Source organism: Kribbella caucasensis (genome assembly GCF_004361855.1).
GTDB classification, from domain to species: domain Bacteria; phylum Actinomycetota; class Actinomycetes; order Propionibacteriales; family Kribbellaceae; genus Kribbella; species Kribbella caucasensis.
In genome coordinates, this window is record NZ_SNWQ01000033.1 from 35,321 (window position 1) to 48,852 (window position 13,532).

Genomic DNA, 13,532 nt, shown 5'->3' on the forward strand with positions numbered 1-13,532 from the left:
CGGATGGATCGATGGTGAAATTCTCACCTGAACGCTTGCTTGTTACTGACTGGTCGGCGATGGTGACTTTCAGTGGTCTTTGCTCACCCCTTCCAGCGCAAAGGCGGTCCGCCCCCATGAAACCCATCGTCGGCCTCGTCAGTGCCGCGGTTCTCGCAACCGCACTCCTCACCATCCCCGCCACCGCCCAGGCGGCGGCACCCGACTATGTTGCCCTCGGCGACTCCTACGCCTCAGGCGTCGGCACCCGCAGCTACACCTCGGAGAGTGGCTCCTGCCAGCGCTCGACGAAGGCCTACCCGTACGTCGACGCGGCCCGGATCGGCGCGAACCTCACCTTCGTCGCCTGCTCCGGAGCCCGCGTCTCCGACGTCACCGCGAACCAGCTCGGCCCGCTGACCAGCGCGATCGAGTTGGTCACCGTGCAGGTCGGCGGGAACGACGCCGGCTTCTCCTCGGTCATCACCGAGTGCGCGCAGCCGGCCTGGCTCAGCAACTGCGACGGCGCGATCAACACCGCGCAGGCGACCATCAACAACACCCTGCCGGGCCGGCTGAACAGCCTCTACGCGACGATCAACAGCCGCGCCGTCAACGCGAAGGTGATCGTGGTCGGGTACCCACGACTCTTCAACGGCACCGACTGCAACGCCGGCACCTGGTTCAGCGCGGCCGAGATGACCCGGCTGAACCAGACCGCCGACCTGCTGAACTCGAAGACCAGTGCCGCGGCCAGTGCGGCCGGCTTCACGTTCGTGAACCCGACCTCGGCGTTCATCGGGCACGCGGTCTGCGGTAGCCCGGAGTGGATCAACGGCCTGTCCAACCCGATCAGCGAGTCGTACCACCCGAACGTCACCGGCCAGACCGCCTACGCGAACCTGGTCCAGCCCCACCTCAGCTAGGCCTCGCCCCTCCAAATCTCGGAGGCTAACCTCCGAGGTTCATGGTTGCCCACCGAGATTCTGACTGGGCAACCATGAACCTGATGGGTCAACCTCTCAGATTCGGGACAGGGCTGTCGGGCGTCACAGCAGCGGTTGCCGTGTATATGCCTCAAGCGGTATATATGGATCATGACCGAGACGCTGACGATCGAGGACGGGCGGACCGTACTGCGGATGGAGCGGGCGCTGGCGCATCCGCCGGAGAAGGTCTGGCGGGCGCTGACCGAGCCGGCCGAGCTGGCGCACTGGTTCCCGGCCGCGGTCGAGCTGGATCTCCGGCTCGACGGGCGGATCGCCTTCACCTTCGAAGAGGACGAGTACAACGAGAGCTACGACAACACCGGCGGCGTGATCCGGGCGTTCGATCCGCCTCGGCTGCTCGAGTTCACCTGGGGGGAGGAGATCCAGCGGTGGGAGCTGACGCCGACCGCTGACGGGTGCCTGCTCCGGCTGACCGCGACGTACGACGACCACGCGGGCTCGGCGAGCTTCACCAGCGGCTGGATCCTCTGCCTGGACGCGCTGGACAAGTCGTTGGGCGGCGCCGAGGTCGAGCGCGAGGGGTATCCGGTCCTGCACGAGCACTTCGTCAAGGTCTACCGTCTGGACGAAGGGCACGTGCTCGACGACGGCAGTGTCCGGTTCGAGCGGCAGCTGACCGCGCCTAAGGAGGAAGTCTGGGCACGGCTCGCCGGTGCTGCCGAGGTTGCGGTCGGGGCCGCCCCACCGGCCGGGTTCGTTGCCAAGGGCATTGACCCGGAGCCGGTGGAGACGGCTGATGAGCCGACCGAACTGACCTACGGCAAGATCAGCTGGAAGCTGCGGGATGGCAACGGTGGTGCCCGCCTCGTGCTCACCCAGACAGGTCCAGCCGCCGACCACCTCCCGGCCTGGCACGACCTGATCGAGTCACTCGCCACTGAACTGGTCGACTGACACGTACTGCCGCAGGTGTTCGGCGGTGACGGAGGCGCTGCTCTCGACCAGATCGGCGGGGATGCCGGTGAAGACGACCTGACCGCCGTCATGGCCGGCACCAGGACCCAGGTCGATCAACCAGTCGGCGTGTGCCATCACGGCCTGGTGGTGCTCGATCACGATGACGGTGTTCCCGTCGTCGACCAGCCGGTCGAGCAGCTTCAGCAGCCGATCGACATCAGCCAGGTGCAGCCCGGTGGTCGGCTCGTCGAGGATGTAGATCGTCCCGTTCCTGGTCATGTGGATGGCCAGCTTCAACCGCTGCCGTTCACCACCCGAGAGCGTCGTCAATGGTTGCCCGAGGCTCAGATAGCCGAGCCCGACCGCACCGAGCCGGTCCAGGATCACTCGCGCCGACCCGGTCGGGAAGAACTCGCGCGCCTCGCCGACCGTCATCCGCAGTACCCCGCTGATGTTCTTCCCGCGCAACTGGTACGCCAGCACCTCCGAAGTGAACCGGGCCCCGTGGCACTCCTCACACGCCGACGACACCTCGGCCATCATGCCGAGATCGGTGTAGACCAGCCCGATTCCCTTGCAGGTCTTGCAGGCGCCGACCGAGTTCGCGCTGAACAGCCCCGGCTTCACCTTGTTCGCCTTGGCAAACTCGGCCCGGATCGGATCCAGCAGACCCGTGTACGTCGCGGGGTTGCTCCGCCGCGACCCCCTGATCGGTTCCTGGCCGGCCACGATCACGCCGTCCCGGCCGGCCAGCGAGCCGTGGATCAGTGAGCGGCCGGTCAGCGTCCCCGACTTCTTCAGCCCCTTCAGATCGCCCGCGTAGCAGAGTCGCCCACCGGCCAGCCCGGCACCCGGACCGAGATCGACCACGTGATCGGCGATCCGGATCGTCTCCGGCTTGTGCTCCACCACGAGCACGGTGTTGCCCTTGTCGCGGAGTTGCAGCAGCAACTCGTTCATCCGCTGGATGTCGTGCGGGTGCAATCCGACGGTCGGCTCGTCGAAGACGTACGTCACGTCGGTCAGGCTCGACCCGAGATGCAGGACCAGCTTCACCCGCTGCGCCTCGCCACCGGACAATGTCGAGGACTCGCGATCCAGGCTCAGGTACCCGAGCCCGATGTCGACCATCGACTCCAGCATCTCGAGCAACCCGTCAAGCAGCGGCCCGACGGCCGGGTCCCGGATGCCACGGACGAACTCGGCCAGGTCGCTGATCTGCATCGCCGAGCAGTCGGTGATCCCGGTGCCGTCGATCCGCGCCGACCGGGCCGCCTCGTTCAGCCGCGATCCGGCACAGGCCGCGCACTCGACCACCTTCACCGCCCGATCCGCGAACGCCCGGGCGTGGCTCTGCATCGACTCCCGGTCCTTGCCCAGGTACTGCCGTTTGACCTTGACCACGAGCCCCTCGAAGGTGAGGTTGCTCTTGCCGACCTTCACCTTGATGGTCGGCTGGTGCAGGAACTGGTCCCACTGCTCCGCCGGGTAGTCCTTCAACGGCAGGTCCGGGTCGAACATCCCGGACTTCGCGAACAGTTGCCAGTACCACGTGTCGACGCCGAACCCGGGTGCCTTGATCGCGCCCTGGTTGAGGGACAACTCCCGATCGAGGAGTTCGTCGAGGTCGATGTCGGTGGATCGGCCCAGCCCTTCGCAGACCGGGCACATCCCCTCGGCCCGGTTGAAGCTGAACGCCGACGGCGGCCCGACGTACGGCGTACCGAGTCGGCTGAAGAGGATCCGCAACATTGTGTGCGCGTCGGTCGCCGTCCCGACCGTGGACCGGGCGTTCGCCCCGATCCGCTCCTGGTCGACGATGATCGCGGCACTCAGGTTGCGCAGCGAGTCGACGTCCGGCCGGGACAGGCTCGGCATGAAGTACTGGACGAACGCGGTGTAGGTCTCGTTGATCAGCCGCTGCGACTCCGCGGCGATGGTGTCGAAGACGAGCGACGACTTACCGGACCCGGAGACCCCGGTGAACACGGTGAGCCGGCGCTTCGGGATGTCGAGCGAGACGCCGCTGAGGTTGTTCTCGCGGGCGCCGCGCACCTGAATGACGTCGTGGCTGTCGGCGGCGGATTGGTCGGCAGTGGCGAACGAATTCACGGCAGGCATGCCTTCAATCGTCCCATTGAACTGATCCTAGAAAGTTTCTCGCTCCGCCGCTGTGGCCAGGCTGTCGAAAAGTCTCTAGTCCCGACGAAACCTTGAGATCAGTGTTCGAGGCGATGGCGGACGTCGTCGAGCAGGACTTGGAGGCGTCCGGCCAGCAGTTCACGGTCGTCGGGCTTAAGAGAGGAGACGAGTTCGGCCTCGCGGGTGAGGACCTGGTCGACGGTCCGCTCGACCAGGTCGTGGCCAGCCTTGGTCAGCGATACGACGACGGCTCGGCTGCCGTCGCGTTCGGTCCGGCGGAGGACGAGTCCGGCGGCCTCGGCCCGGCCGACCCGTTGCGAGATCGCCCCGGCCGTCACCAACGTGCGGCGTGCCAGTTCGCGGGTGTTCACCTCGTACGGCGGGCCGCTGCGGCGCAGCACGCTGAGCAGATCGAGGGTCGCCGGGTCGACACCCAGTTCGGTGAGCAGCTTGCGCCGGTCGTCCGCGAACAGCTTCGCCAGTCGCCACAGAGGAGTGACGATCCCGATCGACTCGGTCGGGATCCCGGGTCGCTCGCGCTGCCAGGCGCGCGCGATCTCCGCGGCGGGATAGGCGCTGGGCGCATCCAGCGGATAGGCGTCGGACTGGGTGGTTGTGGTCGGCTTGTCGGGCACGGGTCCCATGCTACGTTTAGGCCTAAACATTTAGACCTAAACGATGAGGAGCGGCGTGTCCAGAACGATCGTGGTGACCGGGGGAGCGACTGGTATCGGCCGGGCGGTGGCGGAACGCTTCCGCGCCGACGGCGACGACGTGGTGATCACCGGCCGCCGAGCCGACGTACTGGAGAAGGCCGCGGCCGAGCTCGGTGCGCGAGCGGTGGTGTGCGACGCGACCGATCCCGACCAGATCGCGCGGCTCGCGGATTCGTTGACCCGCGTCGACGTACTGGTCAACAACGCGGGCGGCAACACCGACTTCACCCAGCCGGACGCAGGCAACGACCTCCGCCAACTCCGCCAGAACTGGCTCGCCAACCTGGAGGCGAACCTGCTCAGCGCAGTACTGACCACCACCGCGTTGTCGCCGAAGCTCACCGACGGGGGAGCGGTAATCCACCTCGGCTCGATCGCCGGATCCCGCGGCCCCGGCTCGTACGGCGCCTCGAAAGCGGCCCTCGCACTCTGGAACACAGACATCGCCAAGGACCTGGGCCAACGCGGAATCACCTCGAACGTTGTCGCCCCCGGCTTCACCGCCGAAACCAACTTCTTCCACGGCCGCCTGACCCCCGACCGCCGCAAAACCTTGCTAGAAGCAACGATGACCCACCGCGAAGGCCAGGTCACCGACATCGCCGCCACCATCCACTTCCTAGCCTCCCCAGCCGCCCACCACATCACCGCCCAACTCCTCCACGTCAATGGCGGCGCCCTCCCAACCCGTTGACAACGTAGGCATCCGCGGGGTGGTTGGTGCGTCGGTGAGAATGGGGTCATGCGTGCCACCGTCAAGGACGTCGCCAAGCTGGCCGGGGTGTCCCCGAAGACGGTTTCGAACGTCATCAACGGCATCGTCTTCGTCCGGCCGGAGACGCGCGCCCGGGTCGAGAAGGCGCTCGACGAACTCGACTACGTGCCGAATCTGAGTGCCCGCGGCCTGCGCAATGGTCGCTCCGGCATGATCGGCCTCGCGCTGCCCGACCTCCTCCGCCCATACTCCGCGGAGATCACCCACCTGGTCGTCGAACTGGCCCACGACCGCGGCTGGGGCGTCCAGATCGAGCAGACCGCAGCCGAGCCCGAGCGCGAGTTCCAACTACTCTCGAAGGCGCGCGCGAACCTGGTCGACGGCCTGATCCTCAACCCGGTCAACCTCGACGACAGCGCTGTGATGTCAGCCGGACCACTCCCTGCCGTCGTCCTGATCGGCGACGTCGACCAGGACGTCGTCAGCCAGGTCGCCATCGACAACATCAGCGCCGCCCGGGACATGGCCCAGCACCTGATCGACCAGGGATTCCGCCGGATCGCCGCGGTCGGCACACCGGAAGTCCCCCGTGGTGCCAGCGGCACCGGGCGCGTCGGCGGCAAGACCGATTCAGTCGGGACTGCGGCCTCCCGGCTGCGCGCGATCGGCTACAGCGAAGCGTTGGCGGCCGCCGACCTAGAGCCGATCGAGATCGCGTTGGACCGCTGGAGTCCGGAGGGGGCCGCGACCGTCGTCGGCCGGTTCCTCGAGGAGAACGAGACGCCGGACGCGTTCTTCTGCTTCACCGACACGATCGCGACCGGGACCCTGTCGGCGCTCTGGACGGCCGGCATCGCAGTACCGGCCGAGTGTGCGGTGGCCGGCTTCGACAACATCCTGGAGAGCCGGTTCACCCTGCCGCCGCTGACCACGGTCGACTTCGATCGCCGGGCCTTCGTCTCGGGCGCGCTGGATCTGCTCGCCGAGCGGATGGCGAACAAGGACACCGAGCCCCGGCGGATCGTCATCCCGCACCGGATCGTCACCCGCGCCAGCACCGCGCGACCGTGACACAGCGCTGACGCACTGCCGAACAAGAATCAACAAAAACCATGATCTTGGTCTTGCCACCCCATTCTAACGATGTAATGATCGGTGCCGCCCGCAAAGGAGACGCGCATGAGTCTGCCGAATTCCTTCCCCACCCCACCGCCCCGGACAGGAGATCGTCCGTTGTCCCGGCGCCGGTTGCTGTCCGGAGCGGCGGCGCTGGCTGGCGGTGGTCTGCTGCTCGGCTGTGCGCCGGGCGCCCGGAACTCCGCCGAAGAGTTGACCTATTGGCACCTGATGACCGGCGGCGACGGCACGGTGATGGCCGGCCTGGTGGACGCCGTCAACGCCATGAACGCCGGTTTCAGGACCACCCAGACGGTGCTCGCCTGGGGTCCGCCGTACTACACGAAGCTCGCGATGGCCTCGGCCGGTGGGCGTGCGCCCGATCTCGCGATCATGCACGCCTCCCGGATCGCCGGCTACGCACCCGGCGGACTGCTGGAGCCGTGGGATCTCGACCTGCTCGCCGAACTCGGCGTACGGGAGAGCGACTTCCCGCCGCTGGTGTGGCAGAAGGGCCTGTACGACGGGCAGCTGTACTCGATCGCGCTGGACACCCACCCGTTCGTGCTCTACTACAACACCGAGCACGCCGCGAAGGCCGGTGTCGCCGACGCGATCCAGACGATGGACAGCCCGGAGGCGTTCACCGAGGTCGCCCGCAAACTGCAGCGGGTCACCGGGAAGCACGGCCTCTCGTACGGGTACCTGGGCGACGGCTCGCAGATGTGGCGGCTCTTCTACACCTTCTACCGCCAGACCGGTGCCGAGATGAAACTCGTCCCCGGGTCACCGGCCCAGGTGGACGAGGCCGCGGCGGTCGAGGCACTGAGCTTCGTCCGCTCGTTGCTGGACGACACCATCGCGACCCGCAGCGGCGACGGCGGTACGGCGACCAGCGAGTTCCTGCACGGCGAGAGCGGGATGTTCTTTGGCGGCGTCTGGGAGCTCCCCGTGCTGAAGGATGCGAAGCTGCCGTTCGACGCGCGGCCGATCCCGACCCTCTTCGGCCAGGACGCGGCGTACGCCGATTCGCACACGTTCGTGCTGCCCCGTCAGTCGAAGGTCTCACCCGAACGGCGACGACATGTGTACCAACTGGTCGCCGAGATCCTCAAGCACTCGGTGGTCTGGGCCGGCGCCGGCCACATCCCGGCGTACCAGCCGGTGGTCCGTGGTTCGGAGTACCAGCAGCTCAAACCGCAGTCGAACTACGCGGGCATCCCGGCGTACGTGAACTACGACCCGGACGCGTGGTTCGGCGGCGCGGGCAGTGACTTCCACAAGTACTTCGCCGAGAACGTGCAGAACGTGTACCTCGGCAGCGGGGATCCGGCGGCCGGGTTCGAGGGATTCGTACAGCGGCTGAACAAGCTGCTCGACCGTCCGCAGCCGGTCTGAGAGGAGCTCGAACATGTCGACCGCCATCGATACCCCCACCGACGTCGCCGTAGAAGTTGCTCAAGGCAACGGGAGCGGAGCGGCCCGGGCGAAACGGGACCAGACGCTGACCGGCTGGGCCTTCGCGGCGCCGTTCACGGTGCTCTTCGTGCTCTTCCTGGTGGTGCCCGCGATCTACGGGCTGTACCTGAGCTTCACCGGCGAGACGCTGACCGGCGCGAACAGCGGGCTGATCGGGTTCGCGAACTACACGGAGGCGTTGCAGGACCCGGACATGTGGCGTTCGCTCGGCAATACGTTGTGGTTCACGTTGCTGAGCACGATCCCGTTGGTGCTGTTGTCGCTCGCCTTCGCGCTGCTGGTGAACCTCGGACTGCCCGGACGCTGGTTGTGGCGGCTCTCGTTCTTCATGCCGTACCTGCTCGCGTCGACGGTCGTCGTGCTGTTCTGGGCCTGGATGTACAACCCGAAACTCGGGCTGATCAACGGCGTGCTGGCCGAGTTCGGGATCGCGCCGGTGGCATGGCTGCAGGATCCGAACGTGGCGATGATCTCGGTGGTGCTGACCACGTTGTGGTGGACGATCGGGTTCAACTTCCTGCTCTACCTGGCCGCGTTGCAGAACATTCCGGAGCAGCAGTTCGAGGCGGCCGCGATCGACGGTGCGGGGAAGTGGCGGCAGCTGTTCTCGATCGTGATCCCGCAGCTGGCGCCGACCACCGCGCTGATCGTGACCCTGCAGATCCTTGCCTCGCTCAAGGTCTTCGACCAGATCTACATGCTGACCAACGGCGGCCCGGCCGGCTCGACCCGGTCGATCGTGCAGTACATCTACGAGTCGGGCTTCACCGGCTACCGGTTCGGTTACTCGTCCGCGATCTCCTACCTGTTCTTCGCGATCATCGTCCTGGTGTCGATCGCGCAGTACAAGCTGATCAACCGCAGGAGCGCCTCATGAGCACTTATTCGCTGGCCCGTGGGATCAAGCAAACGCATAAGCCAGGGGAGAACCCATGGAGTGTGTCGCGGATGGTGGCGCTGCTGATCCTGGCGTTCCTGGCGGCGACCTGGCTGGTGCCGTTCGGGTGGGCGGTGCTCACCTCGCTGAAGAGCGAGGCCGATGCGGGCGCGTCGACGATCGACCTGAGCCCGCCGGACGGGTTCAGCTTCGAGGCGTACCGCAAGGTGCTGACGGCCGGCGACATTCCCGCCTGGGCGTGGAACAGCCTGATCACCTCGGTCGCGATCACGTTCATCACGGTGGCGACGTCGGCGCTGGCCGGCTACGCCTTCTCCCGGTTGGACTTCCGCGGCCGGCGCTGGCTGTACGCGGCGATCATCGCGGCCATCATCATCCCGCCGCAGTTGCTGATCGTGCCGTTGTTCCGGCAGATGCTCGCCTTCGATCTGGTCGACACCTACTGGGGGATCATCCTGCCGCAGGCGTTCGCCCCGGCGATGGTGCTCATCCTCAAACGTTTCTTCGACCAGATCCCGGTCGAACTGGAGGACGCCGCCCGGGTGGACGGCGCGAACCGGTTGCGGGTGTTCTGGTCCGTCGTGCTGCCGTTGTCGCGGCCGATCCTCGCCGCGGTGGCGATCTTCGTCTTCATCGGTGCGTGGAACAACTTTCTCTGGCCGTTCATCGTCACCACCGACGCCGACCTGATGACGTTGCCGGTCGGCCTGCAGACGGTCAAGAGCGCGTATGGCCTTCAGTATGCACAGAACATGGCCTCGGCGATTCTGGCCGCGCTTCCGCTGGTCGTGGTGTTCCTGTTCTTCCAGCGGCAGATCATCAAGGGCATCGCGACCACGGGTTTCGGTGGGCAGTAACGAGCGCTTGAGCGGTTCCGCTGGGTGGGAAACCTGTCACGATCCCTTGAAAACACCGTCACTCTCAGCAAGGCTTCCCTGATCAGTGCTGTGCGGTGAGGCGTACAGAGCTGAGGCAACTGTTGTTCGCGTGTGGTGTTGCGAAAAACGTTGTACTGCACGGACAGTTGCGAACATCAACTGTCCCTCGGGGGACCCGAAGAGGAGGGGGATCTGTGTCAGCCATGAAGCGGCTCGCCGAGCAGTGCCGTGATGTGAGGAGTCACGGTACGCGACAACTCGGCCGGGCCTCGGTTCAACCAGCGGTCTGTACCGGCATCCACGAGGTGACCTCGTCGAGTCAGTCGGTACGGTCGCGACGCGTGGCGGTGCTCCGGCTGAGCAACGGCCTGACCACCACGCTGCGTCTCGACGACGGCACCCCGGTGCCGGAGCCGGGCGCGACGGTGTACGTCCGGGGTGGCCGCGGGATGGGTGATCAACCCGCCACAGGTGGGGTCACTCTCGCGCTGGTCCAAACCAGCTGAAGCACCCGGCTGCAGCAGCAGTGACTCGCCGGTCTCAGCTAAACGCCGAGCTGAGCCCGGCAAGTCGCTAAAGGCTTTCGAACGGCTCCGTCAACGCCCGGACCTCGACCGGGGAGTATTTCGCCTCGGGCAACCGAGCAGCGAGCTCGGTTGCCCGCTCCAGGTCGCATTCCAGCAGGTAGTAGCCGGCCAGCACTTCCTTGGCCTCGGTGAACGGCCCGTCCGTGACGGCCGGCAACCCCTCTTTCACCTGCACGACGCGCGCCCGGTCCGTGGTCAGCCCGTCCGCCGCGAGCAACTCGTTGCGTGCCCGGGTCTCGGCCAGGATCTCGCGGTGCACCGCATACACCGCCTCGATCCCCTCGGCCGTCAGCGCGTCCCACGTCTCGGTGTTGCCGTAGATCAAAAGCATGTACTTCACCGGCGTCTCCTCCCAGAAAACCTGCTCAGACAACTGATCAGACAGCTGAGACGTCGGAGTCTGCCACGTGATCTCGACAGCCGCCGCTCTCAGCCCCAGGTGGCGTCGGCGGGTTCACGGATCGTGGTGTTGATCCGGTTGAACAGGTTGGTCAGGCTGATCATCAAGATGATCGCGGACAGTTGCTGCTCGTCGAAGTGGTCGGCGGCGTCGTCCCAGAGCTGCTGCGTCACCGTCTCCGGGTTGTCTGCCAGCCGGGTCGCCGCCTCCGTCAGCGCGAGCGCGGCCCGCTCGGCATCGGTGAACAGCCCGGACTCCCGCCAGGCGACCACTTGAAACAGCCGCTCGGTCGTCTCACCGGCCCGCTGCGCGGCCTTCGTACCGCTCGACACGCACGGCCCGCACCCGTTGATCTGGCTGGCCCGAAGGTGCACGAGCTCCAGCGTCGTCTGCGGTACTCCGCCTTTGTGTACGGCCTTGTAGAGGTTCTGGATCCCGGTCATCGCGTCGGGCAGCACCATCGCCGGGTTCTTCATCCGTGCAGTCATGAGCTTCTCCATCTCGAAGTGTTGCTTGTTGTCCTTCACCTCCCTGACGGATCCCCGCACCAGGATGTGACAACGCAACTTCCATCGAGATCCGTGCATCGAGAGAAGTGACGGAGTTCTATCGACTGAGGGAACAGCCATGCGCAGACTGATGACAGGCTTGGCCGTGGCGGCGGTCTCGACGATCGGGTTGACGATTCCGGCCCATGCGGCCGATCCCGCACCGACCGGCGTGACGGTGGCGTGGGCCGACGCCGCCCACACGCGAGTGCGAGTGACCTGGAACGAGACCGGCGATCTGCCGAACCTCGTCCGGGCGGAGTACTCGGACGGGCAGGGCGCGTGGAGTTCTGTCGCAGCCGGCGCGGCGAACCAGGTCGACTTCACCTCGTCCGATGTCGGTGCCCGGGCGGTCGTCCGGATGGCCGTGTACGCCGGGACGACCACGACCGGGCCGACCAGTGGTGCGGGATTCTCCGTTCCGTTCGACGCCCTTCGCGGCGGCAAACCTGTGATCGACCAGATCACCCCCGTCCCGCCGACGAGGTTCACCATCCGGTGGCATCCGGCGGCGGCTCAGACCGATCCCAATCCCGGGGACCCCCTGGACCTGCCGCCCGCGGCACCGCAGTACCGGGTGATCGCGAACTACAACATCGTCAACATCTACGACTGGGTCACGCCGCTGTCGAGCGCGACCCAGGTGACGTTCGAGCAATGGTCCGCACCTGCGTTCAAGGTGGCCGTTGCCAACTTCAACGAGTGGGGCGCGATCTACTCCAACGCCCTGCGCGTCGACTACGAACGGTTCGGGACTTTGACGATCCCGGCGGCGGCCAACTACGGACAGCCGACGGTGATCAAGGGGCAGATCCAGCGCTGGTCGCAACTGTGCGATCCGGGACCGTGCTGGTCGGAGTGGTTGGGCGAGACGCCACGCCTGGTCGTGCTGCACGCGCGGGCGAACGCCTCGTCGCCGTGGTACGTGGTGGGGACGACGAAGAGCGCGGCTGACGGTAGGTTCACCCTCGCACCGACGACGCTAGGGACACGGCAGTACCGCGTGGCCGTGCCTGACGTGTTCGAGCCCGCGGTCGGCCTGGGGATCGGGATCATCAGCGGTGCGGTGACGACGTTGGCAAAGCCGCGCGCGGCCGCGAGCTTCGCCGATCCGACGGTTGCGTATGGCCAGCGGGTGACGGCGCGGGTGAGTATCGCGCCGCCGGCGACTGTGCGGACGACGTTGCAGCGCTGGGACGGGACGGCGTGGCGCGACCTGAAGTGGGTCTACACCAGCAACGGCGCCGGGTCGTACACGTTCACCTCCACCCAGCGCGGCCGGTTCGCCTATCGGTTCCTGGTGCCTTCCTTCACCTACGCGGGCCGGCCGCTGTCGTGGCAGGTGTCGCCGAACATCGTCCTCACAACAAGCTGACTCCCCGGGCAGCCGCCAGATCCACTCGGAGGCGCTCCTCCACGGGGACACTTGGATCGGAGTACTGCCCGGAGAGGCAGATCGGGCCCTGATAGTTGAGCTGGTGGAGCGTCTCGAAGATCACGGTCCAGTCGGACAAGCCTTCGGTGCCTTGCACGAAATGCGTCTTCCAGGCGCCGTCGGCTTGGAGGTAGATGGCGTTCTTGAGGTTGACGATGCCCAGACGCTCGGCTGCCAACGGAAGGGTCACCCGCGGATCGTCCCCGGCGAGGGCGTCGTGGGCGGCATCCCAAACGAGCTTGAAGTGTTCGGTCGGGAGAGCGTCCAGGAGCTGCATGACTCCGAGCGTCGATGACACGAAGCGCCCGTGATGCGGCTGCACACCGATCTGTACGCCGTACTGCGCCGCATGGCCGGCCGCGTCCTCGAGCAGCACCCGAGTACGGCGTACCGAGGCAACGTATCCGTCAGGGCCGAGGTCAGCCATGATCCGGATCATCGGTACGCGTGCGTCGGCGGCGGCCTGGAAGGTGCTCTCGTCCAGGTCACTCGCGATACTGATCGGCTCGACGCCCTCGGCGCGGAGCTGCTCGGTGAACTCGGGCAGCACCTTGGCCGCGGTCGCGGGCGTCACGAAGGCGGTGTCGCGGACCGGGATCTCGGCGCCGGTGAAGCCGAGCCCGGCGACGAGCCGGCCGAGCTCGTCACCGGGCAGTCCGGCCCAGGGCTTGGTGAAAACGGACCAGATGTAGGCCGACTGGGGCGGTGGGGTGGGGAAGGAATCAAGCACTG

General features: G+C 66.7%; 14 protein-coding genes. 9 read left to right on the forward strand and 5 right to left on the reverse strand.

What is annotated here, in order from left to right; translation table 11 throughout:
* Positions 1-116 precede the first annotated feature (116 nt).
* Positions 117-905 carry an SGNH/GDSL hydrolase family protein gene (locus EV643_RS39565; protein WP_133805369.1) on the forward strand — a complete coding sequence of 263 codons (789 nt, stop codon included), beginning with the start codon at positions 117-119 and terminating at the stop codon, positions 903-905.
* A 171-nt stretch (positions 906-1,076) separates the two neighbouring features.
* A complete protein-coding gene (locus EV643_RS39570) occupies positions 1,077-1,883 on the forward strand; it encodes an SRPBCC family protein (RefSeq protein ID WP_133805370.1) in 807 nt (268 codons plus the stop codon).
* Here EV643_RS39570 and EV643_RS39575 read toward each other — a convergent pair.
* Positions 1,857-4,007, reverse strand: coding sequence for an ATP-binding cassette domain-containing protein (locus EV643_RS39575; protein ID WP_133805371.1), 2,151 nt, complete (start codon positions 4,005-4,007; stop codon positions 1,857-1,859). The genes EV643_RS39570 and EV643_RS39575 overlap by 27 nt on opposite strands.
* A gap of 98 nt (positions 4,008-4,105) precedes the next feature.
* Positions 4,106-4,663 carry a MarR family winged helix-turn-helix transcriptional regulator gene (locus EV643_RS39580; protein WP_238166125.1) on the reverse strand — a complete coding sequence of 186 codons (558 nt, stop codon included), beginning with the start codon at positions 4,661-4,663 and terminating at the stop codon, positions 4,106-4,108.
* Between the two features lie 55 nt (positions 4,664-4,718).
* On the opposite strand from EV643_RS39580, the gene EV643_RS39585 reads away from it, so the two are divergent.
* The 6 genes from EV643_RS39585 to EV643_RS39610 all read left to right on the forward strand — a co-directional run bounded on the left by EV643_RS39585 (position 4,719) and on the right by EV643_RS39610 (position 10,336).
* On the forward strand, positions 4,719-5,438 hold the full coding sequence (locus EV643_RS39585) for an SDR family NAD(P)-dependent oxidoreductase (RefSeq protein ID WP_133805373.1): 720 nt from the start codon (positions 4,719-4,721) through the stop codon (positions 5,436-5,438).
* A 48-nt stretch (positions 5,439-5,486) separates the two neighbouring features.
* Positions 5,487-6,530, forward strand: coding sequence for a LacI family DNA-binding transcriptional regulator (locus EV643_RS39590; protein ID WP_133805374.1), 1,044 nt, complete (start codon positions 5,487-5,489; stop codon positions 6,528-6,530).
* Positions 6,531-6,638: 108 nt separating this feature from the next.
* A complete protein-coding gene (locus tag EV643_RS39595; RefSeq protein WP_133805375.1) occupies positions 6,639-7,973 on the forward strand; it encodes an extracellular solute-binding protein in 1,335 nt (444 codons plus the stop codon).
* Positions 7,974-7,986: 13 nt separating this feature from the next.
* Positions 7,987-8,931, forward strand: coding sequence for a carbohydrate ABC transporter permease (locus EV643_RS39600; RefSeq protein ID WP_133805376.1), 945 nt, complete (start codon positions 7,987-7,989; stop codon positions 8,929-8,931).
* Complete coding sequence (locus EV643_RS39605; protein ID WP_133805377.1) at positions 8,928-9,809, forward strand: carbohydrate ABC transporter permease; 882 nt, start codon at positions 8,928-8,930, stop codon at positions 9,807-9,809. Before EV643_RS39600 ends, EV643_RS39605 begins: the two co-directional genes overlap by 4 nt.
* 215 nt (positions 9,810-10,024) lie before the next feature.
* Positions 10,025-10,336, forward strand: coding sequence for a hypothetical protein (locus tag EV643_RS39610; protein ID WP_133805378.1), 312 nt, complete (start codon positions 10,025-10,027; stop codon positions 10,334-10,336).
* Positions 10,337-10,403: 67 nt separating this feature from the next.
* On the opposite strand, the gene EV643_RS39615 is transcribed toward EV643_RS39610, so the two are convergent.
* Entirely contained in the window at positions 10,404-10,748 is a 345-nt protein-coding gene (locus tag EV643_RS39615) for a YciI family protein (RefSeq protein ID WP_238166129.1), read from the reverse strand.
* A gap of 98 nt (positions 10,749-10,846) precedes the next feature.
* A complete protein-coding gene (locus tag EV643_RS39620; RefSeq protein WP_133805380.1) occupies positions 10,847-11,305 on the reverse strand; it encodes a carboxymuconolactone decarboxylase family protein in 459 nt (152 codons plus the stop codon).
* A 139-nt stretch (positions 11,306-11,444) separates the two neighbouring features.
* Here EV643_RS39620 and EV643_RS39625 point away from each other — a divergent pair, with 139 nt between their 5' ends.
* A complete protein-coding gene (locus EV643_RS39625) occupies positions 11,445-12,740 on the forward strand; it encodes a hypothetical protein (protein WP_133805381.1) in 1,296 nt (431 codons plus the stop codon).
* Here EV643_RS39625 and EV643_RS39630 read toward each other — a convergent pair.
* Positions 12,727-13,530, reverse strand: coding sequence for a sugar phosphate isomerase/epimerase family protein (locus EV643_RS39630; protein WP_133805382.1), 804 nt, complete (start codon positions 13,528-13,530; stop codon positions 12,727-12,729). The two genes, EV643_RS39625 and EV643_RS39630, sit on opposite strands and share 14 nt — an antisense overlap.
* Positions 13,531-13,532: the final 2 nt, after the last annotated feature.